The organism is Cylindrospermopsis curvispora GIHE-G1 (assembly GCF_014489415.1).
GTDB lineage: Bacteria > Cyanobacteriota > Cyanobacteriia > Cyanobacteriales > Nostocaceae > Raphidiopsis > Raphidiopsis curvispora_A.
In genome coordinates this window covers 3,450,033-3,466,643 of record NZ_CP060822.1, presented here as the reverse complement: position 1 = coordinate 3,466,643, position 16,611 = coordinate 3,450,033, and the positions used below count along the sequence as shown (strand labels likewise).

18 protein-coding genes and 1 pseudogene are annotated in these 16,611 nt (G+C 40.1%); 6 read left to right on the top strand and 13 right to left on the bottom strand.

All coding sequences use genetic code 11. From position 1 onward, the window contains the following. Nucleotides 1–41: 41 nt before the first annotated feature. Nucleotides 42–581, bottom strand: a complete 540-nt coding sequence (locus IAR63_RS15495; protein WP_187705889.1) for a tetratricopeptide repeat protein — start codon at nucleotides 579–581, stop codon at nucleotides 42–44. An 865-nt stretch (nucleotides 582–1,446) separates the two neighbouring features. Here IAR63_RS15495 and IAR63_RS15490 point away from each other — a divergent pair. The 3 genes from IAR63_RS15490 to IAR63_RS15480 all read left to right on the top strand — a co-directional run bounded on the left by IAR63_RS15490 (nucleotide 1,447) and on the right by IAR63_RS15480 (nucleotide 3,221). Further along, entirely contained in the window at nucleotides 1,447–1,977 is a 531-nt protein-coding gene (locus IAR63_RS15490) for a YbjN domain-containing protein (RefSeq protein ID WP_057177387.1), read from the top strand. A gap of 140 nt (nucleotides 1,978–2,117) precedes the next feature. Further along, on the top strand, nucleotides 2,118–2,633 hold the full coding sequence (locus IAR63_RS15485; RefSeq protein WP_152980398.1) for a tetratricopeptide repeat protein: 516 nt from the start codon (nucleotides 2,118–2,120) through the stop codon (nucleotides 2,631–2,633). 93 nt (nucleotides 2,634–2,726) lie between these two features. Continuing rightward, nucleotides 2,727–3,221, top strand: a complete 495-nt coding sequence (locus IAR63_RS15480; RefSeq protein WP_057177385.1) for a hypothetical protein — start codon at nucleotides 2,727–2,729, stop codon at nucleotides 3,219–3,221. Between the two features lie 196 nt (nucleotides 3,222–3,417). Here IAR63_RS15480 and IAR63_RS15475 read toward each other — a convergent pair. The 9 genes and pseudogenes from IAR63_RS15475 to IAR63_RS15440 all read right to left on the bottom strand — a co-directional run. Then, a pseudogene (locus tag IAR63_RS15475) lies at nucleotides 3,418–3,618 on the bottom strand (ATP-binding protein); the annotation flags it as partial. 446 nt (nucleotides 3,619–4,064) lie between these two features. Then, on the bottom strand, nucleotides 4,065–4,430 hold the full coding sequence (locus IAR63_RS15470) for a pentapeptide repeat-containing protein (protein WP_235678406.1): 366 nt from the start codon (nucleotides 4,428–4,430) through the stop codon (nucleotides 4,065–4,067). A gap of 10 nt (nucleotides 4,431–4,440) precedes the next feature. After that, nucleotides 4,441–4,566: a hypothetical protein gene (locus IAR63_RS18665; protein WP_268905673.1), complete on the bottom strand. Its 126-nt coding sequence runs from the start codon at nucleotides 4,564–4,566 to the stop codon at nucleotides 4,441–4,443. 138 nt (nucleotides 4,567–4,704) lie between these two features. Next, entirely contained in the window at nucleotides 4,705–5,787 is a 1,083-nt protein-coding gene (gene psbA / locus IAR63_RS15465; protein ID WP_006277031.1) for a photosystem II q(b) protein, read from the bottom strand. Between the two features lie 295 nt (nucleotides 5,788–6,082). Beyond that, nucleotides 6,083–7,627 (bottom strand): AAA-like domain-containing protein, encoded by a 1,545-nt coding sequence (locus tag IAR63_RS15460; RefSeq protein ID WP_187705887.1) that lies wholly within the window; start codon nucleotides 7,625–7,627, stop codon nucleotides 6,083–6,085. Between the two features lie 239 nt (nucleotides 7,628–7,866). Further along, the gene (locus IAR63_RS15455; RefSeq protein WP_187705886.1) at nucleotides 7,867–8,688 is read right to left on the bottom strand and encodes a Uma2 family endonuclease; all 822 of its coding nucleotides are present in this window, start codon (nucleotides 8,686–8,688) and stop codon (nucleotides 7,867–7,869) included. Nucleotides 8,689–8,781: 93 nt separating this feature from the next. After that, nucleotides 8,782–9,666, bottom strand: coding sequence for a Uma2 family endonuclease (locus tag IAR63_RS15450; RefSeq protein ID WP_187705885.1), 885 nt, complete (start codon nucleotides 9,664–9,666; stop codon nucleotides 8,782–8,784). 155 nt (nucleotides 9,667–9,821) lie between these two features. Continuing rightward, entirely contained in the window at nucleotides 9,822–10,664 is an 843-nt protein-coding gene (locus IAR63_RS15445) for a Uma2 family endonuclease (protein WP_187705884.1), read from the bottom strand. A 155-nt stretch (nucleotides 10,665–10,819) separates the two neighbouring features. Next, nucleotides 10,820–11,683: a Uma2 family endonuclease gene (locus tag IAR63_RS15440; protein ID WP_187705883.1), complete on the bottom strand. Its 864-nt coding sequence runs from the start codon at nucleotides 11,681–11,683 to the stop codon at nucleotides 10,820–10,822. Between the two features lie 123 nt (nucleotides 11,684–11,806). Between IAR63_RS15440 and clpS the strand changes: the two genes are divergently transcribed. Genes clpS through IAR63_RS15425 form a run of 3 tightly spaced genes read left to right on the top strand, consistent with a single transcriptional unit; the run spans nucleotide 11,807 to nucleotide 13,871 of the window. Further along, nucleotides 11,807–12,088, top strand: a complete 282-nt coding sequence (gene clpS, locus IAR63_RS15435; RefSeq protein WP_187705882.1) for an ATP-dependent Clp protease adapter ClpS — start codon at nucleotides 11,807–11,809, stop codon at nucleotides 12,086–12,088. A 20-nt stretch (nucleotides 12,089–12,108) separates the two neighbouring features. Next, nucleotides 12,109–12,930 carry a CPBP family intramembrane glutamic endopeptidase gene (locus IAR63_RS15430; protein WP_187705881.1) on the top strand — a complete coding sequence of 274 codons (822 nt, stop codon included), beginning with the start codon at nucleotides 12,109–12,111 and terminating at the stop codon, nucleotides 12,928–12,930. Nucleotides 12,931–12,983: 53 nt separating this feature from the next. Next, on the top strand, nucleotides 12,984–13,871 hold the full coding sequence (locus IAR63_RS15425) for a DNA/RNA non-specific endonuclease (protein WP_187705880.1): 888 nt from the start codon (nucleotides 12,984–12,986) through the stop codon (nucleotides 13,869–13,871). A 25-nt stretch (nucleotides 13,872–13,896) separates the two neighbouring features. Here IAR63_RS15425 and IAR63_RS15420 read toward each other — a convergent pair whose 3' ends face one another. The 3 genes from IAR63_RS15420 to IAR63_RS15410 form a co-directional block, all read right to left on the bottom strand. Next, nucleotides 13,897–14,334: a DUF6918 family protein gene (locus tag IAR63_RS15420; RefSeq protein WP_187705879.1), complete on the bottom strand. Its 438-nt coding sequence runs from the start codon at nucleotides 14,332–14,334 to the stop codon at nucleotides 13,897–13,899. Nucleotides 14,335–14,656: 322 nt separating this feature from the next. Then, nucleotides 14,657–15,289 carry a pentapeptide repeat-containing protein gene (locus IAR63_RS15415; RefSeq protein ID WP_187705878.1) on the bottom strand — a complete coding sequence of 211 codons (633 nt, stop codon included), beginning with the start codon at nucleotides 15,287–15,289 and terminating at the stop codon, nucleotides 14,657–14,659. A 29-nt stretch (nucleotides 15,290–15,318) separates the two neighbouring features. Next, nucleotides 15,319–16,599, bottom strand: a complete 1,281-nt coding sequence (locus IAR63_RS15410) for a DICT sensory domain-containing protein (protein WP_187705877.1) — start codon at nucleotides 16,597–16,599, stop codon at nucleotides 15,319–15,321. Nucleotides 16,600–16,611 lie beyond the last annotated feature (12 nt).

Sequence of the window (16,611 nt, the reverse complement as noted above, 5' to 3'; positions counted from 1 at the left end):
AATTTTTACTGATTGATTTGGCTAGAATTATTAGACTGAACCTATAAGGAGTAAAGAAGTTTAACCATTGGAATTAGGTTATTTACCATCTCTGCTAGGTATTGAGATTCTGAATCATCTTCTCGAATGAGTAAGCTGACACCTTTTTCTAAGTTGGTCAGAGCAGATTTTGGACTCTCTAGCATGAGGAATGATAAGCCTCGGAGAACATAGGCATAACTAGTGTTAGGGTCAAGCTCAACAACCACATCAAGTATCATCTTTGCCTTTTGGAAATCACCAGAACCAAAGGCAGAAATTGCCATGTTAATATATTCACAAACGTCACTTGAAGATACCTGCACGTTTTGTATCTTATATGGGATTCCATCTTGGGTATACCTGGATAAGCCGAGTTGTGTGAACTGCCCGTAACCATTGAAATTGTTCACCCCTGGGTTATTAGTTTGCCATAATTGAGATGATGCATTTAGTGGGGAACTATTTTTAATGCTGGAGAAATCTTCGGCTATGGCTTGGGAACCTATAGTCATAGCTCCACCGACGAGAATTAGGCTCACTAATGTTTCTTTAATCTTCATCTCTTACATCTCCTGGTAACTATTAGCTTATCGGTTTCTAGCGGGTGGTTTTTTTGAAAATCTCAACTTTTTTTTGAGTTTATTCCCCACCCATGGTTTCTTCTATTAGCTCTTCGCTTTTTGAAGGACTATTTTGCAGAATTGGACGAAAATATTCGGGCGTATTTTCGGAGTCAGACCGGATTTATCTAACTCAACAGCTAGATTCCCAGACAGTGCCAGGTTGCAAATCAGGTTTTTGCCGGGTAAGTCCTTTTTTTCACCTAGGTTATTCCCAGTGATTTTTGACTTCTAAATTTATATAGATCTGAGTAGAAAACTTTTGAAGGAAATTTTTAAAAATTTTTCAGAGATTTTCGGACTACCGTCTGACTATAATCTTATGGAATGCCAGTAAGTAGAGAGGCACAATTATTTGTAGGATGGGTCGAGTAACGATACCCATGGGGGTGTTGGGTTTCATGCTTCAACCCAACCTACCTTCATCTTATATTTAATTCCACCCACTTACTTACAAATTCGCATGGTCGCATAATTCGGCTTATATACTGATATAGACCCGCGCGCAATTTCTATGTAGGTCGGGAGGCACAATTGTAGGATGGGGGCGTTGGGTTTCATACTTCAACCCAACCTAGGTTCATCTTATATTTAATTCCACCCACCCACTTAGTCAGACCACGAAATAATGATTTGGTCTTTGAGAATTATGCGATCGCCTGTAGTTGAGGGGTATCAATGGAAGCATTTAATAGTAATTAAACGCAATTATTTGTATTTATGTCTAAAAAATGCTGATTACTGAAAAAAATAGACCTGGTTCTTCATATGTCCATTTAGAGGTCAAGAAAGAGGTGTAATTCTGATGAATAGGTACATAACCCGTAATTTTATTGCTTGCGCTCTTGCTGTATCTGGAATTTTAACCACTGATTGCTTTATTCCTAAATTATCGCCCGTTTTGGCACAAACTAGCTCTGGTTCTGGGCTGCTTGATGCCACTATGCCATATACAATACTAAGTATAGCCAAGCAATATGGCCCTGCATCTATAGGAAAGGATAGACAAGGGGATCCAATGATTACAGGGACAATAAAAGACACCAAGTACATCATTTACTTTTATGGATGTGTGGACGGTAAAGATTGCGATGATATACTGTTTTATGCGGGATGGGAAAGGAGGAAAGATAATATATCTAGAACATTGCTTGAGATTAATAAATGGAATGCTGATACAAGATATGGCAAGGGATATTTAGATGAAGAAGGGGATCCCTGTTTGGAAATGGTAGTGAACATAGATTATGGTGTATCCAGGAAAAATTTAGAGGATAGTTTTAACTGGTGGGAAAAAGCTACTACCTCCTTCTTTAGGGATATAGTTGAGGATTAATATTTGTTTGAGGACTAAAAAAGTGGGGTTTTAAAAGCGAATAACCATTAGATATCTCTAACACCAAGCTGGATTTTCTAATTTTGGAAAAAATGTGTTGGAGATACCTAATAACACTAATGAAATTTTAGGTTATGAGAATGAACATTAAAAGATTAGTGTCTGTAGGGATGATTGTGGCTACCATAGGGATTAACTCTAAAGCATTTGCTCAAAACCAAGAGTATGGGACACAAAGAGTGAGTGAGATACCTAATGCGTTTCCTGAATTCACGATTCCTAGGAATATAAAATTGGTTGAATGTTTCAATAATTTGAACTTTGACAGTGACAAAGCAACTCTCAGATATTTAAATAGGACTTTAAAGGGATCACCAAATAATCCTTGTCTATATCTTGCTAGAGGATTAACCTATATGAATCTAGGTAGAATCCAAGCAGCTAAAACTGATTTTGACACATTCATCGGTATGGATTCTAACTTCCCTTATGTATATGTGTTTCGTGGATTTTGCTTTATGCTTTTAAATAGTCCAGTAACTGCTATTAGCGATTTAAGAAAGGCTTCTGGTTTATTTGAGGCCCAAGGGAATCTTAGTTTTATGGAATTGTTAAATGGTTTAATCAAAAACTTAGAACTATTAAGCAATCCCTAATGAAAGTGAGTTGGGGATTTCATTCCCTGACTTACTGTCAAAATAGGTTAAAAATTTATCCACAGAAGCAGTATATATTAGGAGATAACTACCATGAGTTTTGAAAACGTCAGCCTAGAAATGCAAAGAAGGTTTGAAGTATTAGATGAAATGATAGAAAAAGGTTATATAGAACCTATAAAACCTTTAGTTGATTGGTTACCTACATTATGTTATTCTCCAGCAAGAACTTCTACTTTTGATAATGCACCTGAAAACCTCAAACGTAAATTTACATTTATGTTTTCTTGGTATGCATTCCTGTTTGCCATATTTGCCTTTGTGCAAACAAGGTTAGCAAGGGATTACCTAATTTGTATTAGCACGATTAATCTAATAACTTTAATCTACCCTTTTTCAGAGCTGTATCTTTATTCTTCTGCATTAGTGATTAATATTTTTGCTGCACAATGTTTTGTTTTCTCCCGGTACTATCAATATAAAACTTTTGGTAGGTGTCCCCATAGCAGGAACGCATTTTCTACTATTTGTTTATCGTTAATTTATCTATTTGGATTGATAATAATTGATGTTATTATTCAGCCATAGATGAGCCAGGGAATGAATTCCGTAGATCAAAGCTCAAGTAGGTTTTAAACCGACTGCACAGCTTTGGAAATTAATTCCCAAAGCTTCTCCAATTCGGTTTAAGTAGGGAGGCACAATTATTTGTAGGATGCCCATGGGGACGTTGGGTTTCGTTCCTCAACCCAACCTACGTTCATCTTGCGTTTAATTCCACTCACGCTGTATATTCCCCACTATCAGTTAATTGTTGGGCTAAGGATATCATAGCAGTGGTTTTGCCCACTTGTCGTGGTGCGTGAATGATAAAGTAATTGCGTCCATCAATTAATGCTTTCAATTGAGGTAGTCGCCCTGCGGAAGAGAGCATATAGTGGATATCAGATTGGCAAGGTCCAGCAGTATTAAAGTGTTTGGGCATGGTGAGAAGGAGTTTTTAAAAAATAACCTTAAAAAATAACCTTACCGATTTTATTCTAGAAGTTCTATGGACGAACTCATAAGGGATCTTCATTGAAACCAGCTTTTGTAGGTTGGGTCGAGTAACGAAACCCAACCTACGTTCATCTTATATTTAATTCCACCGACCCACTTAGTCAGACCACAAAATAATGATTTGGTCTTTGAGAATTATGCGATCGCCCCTTTCATTCCTATCCCCTTGGAATAAGTGGATTGTCAGATGACGGAAAACGTTTTCCGTCATTTATATACCTATTCCTTAATTATGAAGGTCAAGACTAAAAGAACTAGTTTAAGTTTGTCTTGAATATGGACACACCCAAGACAGAGATCTCAATACCCCATTGTTCTCAACCCCCCAGGAATGGGAGTTGACCCTTTGGTGCGTAAATTGACCGTAAATCATCAGAATGTGCGATCGCATGTGATGTTAGCACCCGTGATGTTAGTACCCGTGAGGTTAGCAGCTTCGAGGTCAGCACCTTCGAGGTCAGCACCTTCGAGGTCAGCACCTTCGAGGTCAGCATCTACGAGGTTAGCACCTTTGAGGTCAGCACACCTAAGCCTAGCATGCCAGAGGTGAGCAGCTTCGAGGTTAGCACCTTCGAGGTCAGCACCTTCAAGGTCAGCATCGTCGAGGTTGGCAAGCCTGAGGTCAGCGTTTCTGAGTGCAGCATTTCTGAGGTCGGCACCCGTGAGGTCAGCACGGTCAAGGTTAGCACTGTCGAGGTCAGCATTTCTGAGGTTAGCACCTGTAAGATCACATTCTATACAATTTTTCCTAAATTTTGACCTGAAGTCTGTCTAAATCAGTCTGGCTATAAGCATAACTAGCACTAGTGCTAAGGCTTAAAGAGGAAACAAGAAATAAAGTCAATATCAGGGCTAAGGTGAGAAATCTTTTCATTGTTTTAAATCTATAACCAAATCATCGGGATAAATTATACATGATTTTTCTTACCCACAAAAGAGCAACATTGGCTAATAAACCAATAAAAAAAGCCCCCCACCAGGTGAGGAGCTTTTCATTTACCAGTATTGATTATTAACCGTTGATTGCGGGGGCGGTTAACGCTACAGGAGCTACTTCACCAGCAGCTAGGTCTAAGGGGAAGTTATGGGCGTTACGCTCGTGCATTACTTCCATACCCAGGTTAGCGCGGTTAATTACATCCGCCCATGTACCGATTACACGACCTTGAGAATCAATGATGGATTGGTTGAAGTTGAATCCATTCAGGTTGAATGCCATGGTGCTTACACCCAGTGCTGTAAACCAGATTCCCACTACTGGCCATGCTGCCAAGAAGAAGTGTAGTGAACGGCTGTTGTTGAATGAAGCATATTGGAATATCAAGCGACCGAAGTAACCGTGTGCTGCTACGATGTTGTAGGTTTCTTCCTCTTGTCCGAACTTGTAACCATAGTTCTGAGACTCGGTTTCAGTTGTTTCTCTTACTAAGGAAGATGTTACCAAGGAACCGTGCATAGCGCTGAACAAGCTACCACCAAATACACCTGCTACTCCTAACATGTGGAAGGGGTGCATGAGGATGTTATGCTCTGCTTGGAACACAATCATGAAGTTGAAGGTTCCAGAGATACCTAAGGGCATACCATCAGAGAATGAACCTTGTCCGATGGGGTAGATTAAGAATACTGCGGTAGCTGCTGCCAAGGGAGCGGAGAATGCTACGCAAATCCAAGGACGCATGCCTAAACGGAAGGATAATTCCCATTCACGACCTAGGTAGCAGGCTACACCAATCAAGAAGTGGAAAATTACTAGTTGGTAAGGACCACCGTTGTATAACCATTCATCCAAGGATGCAGCTTCCCAAATGGGGTAGAAGTGCAAGCCAATGGCGTTGGAGGAGGGAACCACAGCACCGGAGATGATGTTGTTACCATACATCAAGGAACCAGCTACGGGTTCGCGAATACCGTCGATGTCTACGGGGGGAGCAGCAATAAAAGCGATGATGAAGCAAGTGGTAGCTGCGAGAAGGGTGGGGATCATTAACACCCCGAACCAACCAATGTAAAGGCGGTTGTTGGTGCTGGTGATAAACTCACAGAAGCGATCCCATACGTTGGCGCTTTGGCGCTGTTGAATGGCAGTGGTCATGGTTTTATAATTGCGGTTTTACGAGAGATTTATGTATGTTCCGGTAGGTGTTTCTACCTTATGAACTTATGTTAAGACAAATATTTAGTTTTGTAAAGGGGTTTTTACAAAATTTTTAATAATTTTGCCAATTAGGGATTTTCCTATATGTGGTGGGGGTTTTCGCCTCCTGTAAGTATTTTATATGTATATAGACGAGTTTTTAAGTTTATAGGTTGGGTTGACGCTAGGAAACCCAACATAAATGATTTAAACAACAATGGCGATCTCCCATAGGGAGTGCTTCGCAATCGCCCTAACTACGAATAACGGTAATAGTGCGTCCCCCTGGACTAATAGCTTCCTCCGTACTAATTCTCTCTCCCATGGGTGGTAATCCAGGACGGCGATCGAAAATCACTAACCAACCTGTATCCAATCCTAAACCATCCAGATATTTATCCAATTGAATCAAACCCTGGGTTAGCGGATCTAACTTTTCTTTCCGCACCTTTAACTCTATGCCCATCACCACTTTGCCATAGCGTAAACAAATATCCATCCTTCCAGAACCAATGGCATATTCCCGTTCTAACGTACCACCACCATTTACCACCCGATGTAAAAATGCCATTAACACTAAATGGGGAGCAATCTCATGATAGGGCGCACTTTTGAGTAGTGGTTCCCCATGTTGTCGCCAAAACTCCAGAAATGCTTCCAATAATTCATCGGGTAATAGTTCCCCCTGTTCATTTAGCCAACGAGGTTCAATAACTCCAATGGAAACCCTGGTTGTGTAACTCAACACCAAAGGTAGAACTTCCTGATAAATTGGATTGGCAATTTCTAAGCCATGTCCCCGGTCTCGACACAGTCCTAAATCCAGGACATAACGAATATCATCCTGGGGTACATCAGGTAAATCTTCACCTGCTAAAATTGGTTCAATAATGGTTTTGACCCGCTCTTCCCGTAATCTTTCTGCCAAACTATCTAAATGGGTATCCTGGCGCTGAATGAGATTTTCCTTAGCCTGGTTAATCACCTCAGCGGTAATGGGTTGGGTTAGATCTTTCACCAAAACCTGGGTAGCTTGACGAGCTAGGGCGTTGACTAACCACGGTTGTCCATCGGTTAAATAAAATGACTGTTGAATTCCTTCTGTGGTAAACACCTGTCCCGTAGCCTGCGTATGTTGTAAGTAAAGTTCTTCCACTTCTGATAAAGTAAAATTACTTAAAGTTAAGGATTCAGCCTTGATATTGAAGGGACTGGAGGTATTAAGTCTTTCACTTCCACCGGATTTAACCTTATAGTCCCGCACATCCCGCATACCAATTAATCCGACCGAATGGGGAAACCCCTGGGGACGACGGGGAAAACCGGAACGTAATTGTCTTAAAATAAAGATTAAAGCTTCATCTGTTAGGGAATCTATTTCATCTAAAAAGATTACAAGAGGTCTTGGAGATTGGCCAGACCACTCACTTAAAGTTTTGCCTATTCCTGAGTCTGCTCCACGCTCTGGCCAATAGGATGGTTGCAGTTCTTTGGGTAAGTAAAATTTGATCGCCTGTTTCCATTCTTCCAAAATAACCTGCTCCGCTTGCTGGGGATTATGGGAAAACCCTGCTCCTACTTCCACAGAGAGCATGATGGCGGTGTATTCCCCACTATCAGTCAATTCTTGAGCTAGAGCTATCATAGCCGTGGTTTTGCCTACTTGTCGCGGTGCATGAATGATAAAGTAATTTTCTCCATCAATTAGCGCTTTCAAATCCGGTAGGCGAGCAGTGGGGGAGAGCATATAGTGGATATTAGCTTTACATGGTCCAGCAGTGTTAAAGTGTTTGGGCATGGTGAGAAGGAGTTTTTAAAAAATAACCTTACCGATTTTATTCTAGAATCTCTATAGGTGAACTCATAAGGGATCCAGCACCCAACACCCTCAACTCATGGCATTACTCAAATAATACGCCATAAAAAAAGCCCCGCACCAGGTGAGGAGCTTTTCATTTACCAGTATTGGTTATTAAATTATTAACCGTTGATTGCGGGAGCAGTCAATGCTACAGGAGCTACATTTACATAGCTAATTTACCCAGCATGATTAGGTAAATTATGAGGATCAATTCCTTGCGATCGCAAATAAGCTATTAACCTTTCTTTTTCCTGACGTTCCTGCTCTGCTCGTTGATGTTCCTGCTCTGCTCGTTGACGTTCCTGTTCTGCTCGTTGACGTTCCTGCTCTGCTCGTTGACGTTCCTGTTCAATCAGTTCTAAGGACCAAGGTAACAAATTACCTGTTTTATCCCACCATCGCAACCAATAGCCAGTACGGCCTTCTTTTGTACCTTGCCAAGTTCCTAAAAATAGTCCCATTGACTTAATCCAATGACGACCATTTTCGTCTGGTTGCTTTAGTTCGTAACGTTCATTTTCCAGTTGATAATATTCTATTAATCCTCCATCTGGATCAAAAATTATATAAATAGGAACTTGTAATATCTGTTCATAAAAAAACCATTTTCCCGGCGGATAGGTACGTTTAAATGAGTATTCTCCGCCCTCTTTATCTGACAAAAATTCCATAACCACAGCTGGTATATCCCCTTCTAAATGGGGTGTATAGCTTTTGCGTCCTGGCAATATTTCTTTAACTGAAGGTATATATAGCCAATCTGGTGCTTTGGCAATAAATTGAGCATTTAATGTGGCACATAAAGCAAAATTAACAGCTATTAACATCTGTGGTTCAATAAAACCACTGATTTCTAAACTTTCACATAAAGCACCTGCTAAAAGTGGTTGTCCTGTATTGTCCACTGGTTCATCCTCTAGTTGAAAATCATCGGGTAACGCTTCCCATGAGATAACCAGTCCCGTCTGTGATTTACTTTCACTGAGTAGGGTTGCCATAAAAGTTACCTTTGCTCGATTTATTTCTATTCTATCATCTATTTAAGTGGGTCAGTTGAAGTATGAAACCTAACCTACATTTACATAGCTAATTTACCCAGCATGATTAGGTAAATTATTAGGATCAACTCCCTGCGATCGCAAATAAGCTATTAACCTTTCTTTTTCCTGATGTTCCTGTTCTGCTCGTTGATGTTCTTGTTCTGCTCGTTGACGTTCCTGTTCTGCTCGTTGATGTTCTTGTTCTGCTCGTTGACGTTCCTGCTCTGCTCGTTGATGTTCCTGTTCTGCTCGTTGACGTTCCTGTTCTGCTCGTTGACGTTCCTGTTCAATCAGTTCTAAGGACCAAGGTAACAAATTACCTGTTTTATCCCACCATCGCAACCAATAGCCAGTACGGCCTTCTTTTGTACCTTGCCAAGTTCCTAAAAATAGTCCCATTGACTTAATCCAATGACGACCATTTTCGTCTGGTTGCTTTAGTTCGTAACGTTCATTTTCCAGTTGATAATATTCTATTAATCCTCCATCTGGATCAAAGATTATATAAATAGGAACTTGTAATATCTGTTCATAAAAAAACCATTTTCCCGGCGGATAGGTACGTTTAAATGAATATTCTCCGCCCTCTTTATCTGACAAAAATTCCATAACCACAGCTGGTATATCCCCTTCTAAATGGGGTGTATAGCTTTTGCGTCCTGGCAATATTTCTTTAACTGAAGGTATATATAGCCAATCTGGTGCTTTGGCGATAAATTGAGCATTTAATGTGGCACATAAAGCAAAATTAACAGCTATTAACATCTGTGGTTCAATAAAACCACTGATTTCTAAACTTTCACACAAAGCACCTGCTAAAAGTGGTTGTCCTGTATTGTCCACTGGTTCATCCTCTAGTTGAAAATCATCGGGTAACGCTTCCCATGAGATAACTAGTCCCGTCTGTGATTTACTTTCACTGAGTAGGGTTGCCATAAAAGTTACCTTTGCTCGATTTATTTCTATTCTATCATCTATTTATTGAAGCTGTAGGTTTAAGTGCAATACCGAAGTCACTGCGTAGCAGTACGCTAATCTGGTGGGTTAGGTTGATCGTCAAGGGATGAGAGATATGCTGAATAAGAGCTAATTTACCCAGCATGATTAGGTAAATTATTAGGATCAACTCCTTGCGATCGCAAATAAGCTATTAACCTTTCTTTTTCCTGACGTTCCTGTTCTGCTCGTTGACGTTCCTGCTCTGCTCGTTGACGTTCCTGTTCTGCTCGTTGATGTTCCTGTTCTGCTCGTTGACGTTCCTGTTCTGCTCGTTGACGTTCCTGTTCAATCAGTTCTAAGGACCAAGGTAACAAATTACCTGTTTTATCCCACCATCGCAACCAATAGCCAGTACGGCCTTCTTTTGTACCTTGCCAAGTTCCTAAAAATAGTCCCATTGACTTAATCCAATGACGACCATTTTCGTCTGGTTGCTTTAGTTCGTAACGTTCATTTTCCAGTTGATAATATTCTATTAATCCTCCATCTGGATCAAAAATTATATAAATAGGAACTTGTAATATCTGTTCATAAAAAAACCATTTTCCCGGCGGATAGGTACGTTTAAATGAGTATTCTCCGCCCTCTTTATCTGACAAAAATTCCATAACCACAGCTGGTATATCCCCTTCTAAATGGGGTGTATAGCTTTTGCGTCCTGGCAATATTTCTTTAACTGAAGGTATATATAGCCAATCTGGTGCTTTGGCGATAAATTGAGCATTTAATGTGGCACATAAAGCAAAATTAACAGCTATTAACATCTGTGGTTCAATAAAACCACTGATTTCTAAACTTTCACACAAAGCACCTGCTAAAAGTGGTTGTCCTGTATTGTCCACTGGTTCATCCTCTAGTTGAAAATCATCGGGTAACGCTTCCCATGAGATAACTAGTCCCGTCTGTGATTTACTTTCACTGAGTAGGGTTGCCATAAAAGTTACCTTTGCTCGATTTATTTCTATTCTATCATCTATTTATTGAAGCTGTAGGTTTAAGTGCAATACCGAAGTCACTGCGTAGCAGTACGCTAATCTGGTGGGTTAGGTTGATCGTCAAGGGATGAGAGATATGCTGAATAAGAGCTAATTTACCCAGCATGATTAGGTAAATTATTAGGATCAACTCCTTGCGATCGCAAATAAGCTATTAACCTTTCTTTTTCCTGACGTTCCTGTTCTGCTCGTTGATGTTCCTGTTCTGCTCGTTGATGTTCCTGCTCTGCTCGTTGACGTTCCTGTTCTGCTCGTTGACGTTCCTGTTCTGCTCGTTGACGTTCCTGCTCTGCTCGTTGACGTTCCTGTTCAATCAGTTCTAAGGACCAAGGTAACAAATTACCTGTTTTATCCCACCATCGCAACCAATAGCCAGTACGGCCTTCTTTTGTACCTTGCCAAGTTCCTAAAAATAGTCCCATTGACTTAATCCAATGACGACCATTTTCGTCTGGTTGCTTTAGTTCGTAACGTTCATTTTCCAGTTGATAATATTCTATTAACCCTCCATCTGGATCAAAAATTATATAAATAGGAACTTGTAATATCTGTTCATAAAAAAACCATTTTCCCGGCGGATAGGTACGTTTAAATGAGTATTCTCCGCCCTCTTTATCTGACAAAAATTCCATAACCACAGCTGGTATATCCCCTTCTAAATGGGGTGTATAGCTTTTGCGTCCTGGCAATATTTCTTTAACTGAAGGTATATATAGCCAATCTGGTGCTTTGGCGATAAATTGAGCATTTAATGTGGCACATAAAGCAAAATTAAAAGCTATTAACATCTGTGGTTCAATAAAACCACTGATTTCTAAACTTTCACACAAAGCACCTGCTAAAAGTGGTTGTGCTGTATTGTCCACTGGTTCATCCTCTAGTTGAAAATCATCGGGTAACGCTTCCCATGAGATAACTAGTCCCGTCTGTGATTTACTTTCACTGAGTAGGGTTGCCATAAAAGTTACCTTTGCTCGATTTATTTTTATTCTATCAAATGTTGAAAGACCCAAAATCATAGAATATAATAGGTGGCAAAGCCAAACCTCCAAATGTAGTAAATCCACAATCATTCAAGAGCAGTGTCAGTCGAAACCATTGAAAAACCCTCCACAACCCGCAAGCTGGCGCCCCGTTATCGCGTTCTGCTGCACAATGACGACTATAATTCCATGGAGTATGTTGTTCAGGTACTCCTTTCCACCATACCCAGTCTCACCCAACCTCAAGCTGTTACCATTATGATGGAAGCTCACAGTAATGGTTTAGCTTTGGTTATAAGCTGTGCTTTAGAGCATGCCGAGTTTTATTGTGAAAGTTTAAATAATTATGGTCTTACTAGCACCATTGAACCTGATGATTAGTGATAGAAAATAATATTAAAATGTTTAGACCTAGCAAAATAGCTTTGTGGATTTCCCAAAGACCTGCTCCACAGAGAGTAGGTTGTTTTATTTTGTGTTTGTTAGTATTATGGTTGCCTTTTGCCATACCCATATACTTATTGGTGGAAGATGGCAATTTAGAAAGCATTTTCACCATGGTCTTGCTGTATGGAGAGTTCATTTTCTTGGTTAGGTTGTGGGGGAAAAAAATTTATCAAAGAGACAAAATACTAACTGACTATGGTTTAGAGCTATCTAGTTTAAATGGTGTAGATTTCTGCCAGGGTTTAAGTCTAGGAATATTGAGCATTATACTACTATTTAGCGTACAAGGTTTATTAGGTTGGATCCTATGGCAACCACCAAAAGTATTTATAGTTCAAATCATTTTGGAAGGTTTACTAGTTGCTAGTGGTGTTGGTTTTGCGGAAGAATTATTATTTCGTGGTTGGTTGCTAGATGAGCTGAACCGAGATTATGGTTCCCGTTTATCCACGGCAATAAATGCCATTTTATTCGCCGTTGCCCATTTCATTCGACCAATATCAGCTATTGTTAGTACCTTACCGCAATTTCCAGCTTTAGTATTACTAGGCTTAACTCAAGTGTGGGGAAAGCATAAGAAAAGAGGAAGATTAGGTTTACCCATGGGTTTACATAGTGGATTGGTTTGGGGATACTATATTATTAATGTGGGTGCATTGGTTCAACCTTCAGGAGTAGTTCCCGATTGGGTCACAGGTGTTAATAATAATCCCTTTCAAGGTATTGTGGGAATGTTAGGTATGGCTCTGTTAGCATATCAAATGCGAGCAAGATAGATTAAATACTCTTGTAATCTTCTTATAATCTATTAATGGAATGGTTATAGACCATGAAAGAATTGAAAAAACTATATTTCCTATCAGTGCCCAATCTGAACCGTATTTTTTTTGCTGCTTTTTGCCTGTTGATTAACTTAACACTTATTATACTAACTTCGTGTATACCAGCAAAGGCAATATCTCTACCAACGAAACCGGATACAATAAAGAACAGTGTGACATCTATTCACCTATTATTAGGTAATCCCAGTAATGCCACATCCAGTCTTGACAATCCAGATAATTACCTAATGATAAAACCTCAATATGCATTGTCCTACAATCGGAGTCATGGTAGTGCTAACTGGGTTGCTTGGCAACTTGATAAATCCTGGTTAGGAGATGCGAAACGCCAAGACAATTTTAGGCCTGATGACACCCTACCTGATAGTTGGCCACGTATAAAACCAAATGTTTACAACAGTTCAGGATACGATAGAGGTCACATTGCCAGATCAGCAGACAGAACTCAGAGCGTGGAAGACAATTCAGCCACTTTTTTAATGACTAATATTATTCCTCAAACACCCGACAACAATCGTAATACCTGGGGTAATTTAGAGGACTATAGTATGAAATTAGCTGAGGAAGGAAAGCAACTTTATATTATTGCTGGTGGGTCTGGTGACAAAGGTAAACTGAAAAATTTGGTGACAATTCCCCAATACACCTGGAAGATTATTGTGGTTTTAGATCGCCCTGGTTTGGGACTGCAAGATGTGAATGCCAACACTCGTGTGATTGCTGTCAATATTCCCAATGATGAACAACTGGATAATAATTGGAGACTCTTTAGAACTAGTGTTGACAAGTTAGAGGAATTAACAGGATATGATTTTCTGTCTACTGTTTCTCCTGATATTCAGAAAATAATTGAAAGCCAAGTTGATAACTTGTAACCACCCCATTTCCCCATTTCCGTTTCTAATTTTTGGTGTACTTATCAAGAATCTGCGCTAAATCAGGTACTACCTCTTCCACATGCTTTTTGGCTGACACTCGTAGTTTGCCATAAACACCCTTGATGGTAGAATTAGTGCTTTTTTCAATACGAATATCAGTAACACTAAATATCGCATCTGCTGTACGAGAGCGATTTTGGGTGAGGTGGGTTACCGCATCTCCCGTTTCTAATCCCTCATTCCATAATGGTTCAAGTGCAGCAAAAGATTCTGGTAAAAGACGTTCAACCGCCCCAGCACAATACTTGGGACTTATTCCCTTAATAGTAGCATAGCCAGCTTTAATAGCAATGCCAGAAATACCTCCAATATTGGCAACTCGTGTTTCCAATAGGTTCATGCAGTCAGCTACTAGCATTTGTCTTTTATCATCATTTTTTAGACCATCAATCAGAGTCATGTTTATTTTTCCTTCCAAAAATCTCTTGAGTAGTTTATATGTAGCACAACTCATTTAGCAAGTGATAAACAACAGAATCAGGACTGTTATTTTGGTTTTTAAAAACTTGCCAAATAATCAAAACAAACAATAAACTATTCCATAATTCCATTAAATCTAAATCTAATTCCGATTTTTAAAAATAGCCCAAATAATAAACAGGGCCAATCCCAAGTACGCAAAAACGGTCAACCATTCCGCAAAGTTGCTCATGTTCTATATTTTTAATATAATGATGATCCCCCCAAATCGGGGGAGTTCTGCTGACATTGTGTTAATCATGTTAAGTTTCTAGAATTGTACCCAATAAACAAGCTTGATATAAACTAGCTCCATTTAGACTAGCTGCTTCTAGCTCAGCACAAAGTAAATTTGCTCCGGCTAAATTGGCTCCGGCTAAATTGGCTCCTCTTAAATCAGACTCTTCTAGATTCGCTTGATTTAATAATGCTCCTTGTAGGTCTGCACGACTCAAATCAGCACCTTTAAGATTTGCTCCGGTGAGGTTAGCACCTCGTAGATCAGCACCCCGGAGGTCAACCCCCTGAAGGTTAACACTCATCAGGTTAGCACCGCTGAGAAAAGCTGCGGTTAAAGATGCTCCCGCAACTGTGGCGCCCATTAAATTTGCACCTCGTAAATTACTCCCCCTCAGATCTGCACCAGTGAGATCTGCTTGCATTAGATTAGCTCCTGTCAGGTTTGCTCGCAAATCTGCTCCTTGCAAACTTGCACCCATTAAGTTGGCTCCCTCAAGATGTGACCCCTCCAGATTAGCACTGACTAAATGAGCGCCCATTAAATTAGCACCCGCTAAATTCACAGCAGTTAGGTCAAATTCAGACAGATCCTGGTCTTCTAAATTTGCTCCTGGTAGTTGTTTAGTTTTTTCTGATTTTAGAGTTTCTATGTTCATTTTGGCTCTTAGATTTGAGATTGGTTGAATCATGACTGTCGGGAATCAATTAACCACATACTATTACTAAATTTGGGTGTCATACAAGGTAGATCCAGTCCCTGTTGTAAACCTAGGACTAATAAATTAAGGGTATTTATTAGTTCAGGGTCAAAGCGAGTGTGCTCTTGCTGTTTGCACTTGGACAAAGCGAGGGCAAATATATCCTCCATACCTTGTGGATTTTTGTGCTGTTGGTTAATCTCCCGTTGAAATTCCATTACTAAAGCTAGAATTCTCGACTCTAAAGGTATTTCCTCCCCCGACAACCCCTCCGGAACACCACTACCATTCCACCACTCATTCTGATGGATAATTATTTGGGCTATGTCCTGCAATTCTGGCATGATGTCTAATACCTGCACTTCCCCATTGGTTTTATTTTGTTTCAGGTTATATATACGATGGAGTAAAGCAGCTAGACGTAATCTTTTAATTTGCCATGGGGGAAGGTCAAGTAATTGTGCCATAACTTCTGCCATTCCTGCTACCTGAACCGCAGCCATGGGATTCTCAATATCTCTCATCTCTATCAATTGAGCCATTCGTAACAAAGCTTGTAATTCATTAGAAACTAAGTTACGACTGAGGGAGTTTTTCCCCTTGGTAGATGTAACAGTGTTTTCACTATTCTGTAGGTACTCAATGACACGAGATACAATTATCCCAACCTCCTCAGAAGAAGCCATTTGCGTCTCAATTATCTCTTTATGGCTATTGAGCTTGCGTGCCAATTCCTGATTGTAATTTTCTATATGGGCGATCGCGAGTTCTGTAGTTTTGAGGACTAAATCTGGCTCAAAGGTCCACATTCCATAAAACTTCCTTTCCAGGTCAGAACTTGGCAAACCCTGCATGCCATAATCCGCATCCGATAATTCTTGACAAATAACCATTGATGCGTAGCTAGGGGCCAAAATAATTAAATGCCATTCTTGGGATAAGGGATCTGTGGTGTTCAACTCAACCAAATTGACGTTTGGCAGTTGACTGGTGGAATGTGCTGCAAAACCCGCATCATCAGTAGCCATAATTACAACATCTTGACTACATGCTGCTATCTCCCTGTATCTATTGGCTTCTTGTAAATACCATTTACCGCGTTGAAAACAAGTAACTACTATGGGTCGCTCTCTCTTGTCTAGGATATGGTCTTCCAATGCGTGACAGAGAGAGACCAAGGTATTTTTATAATACACTCCATACCGAATAGGTCGGTTACTATGGCGGCAAACGGTTTCTAGTTGTTGGAGAATAGAACCTTTTAACATGAGAGGAGGGGG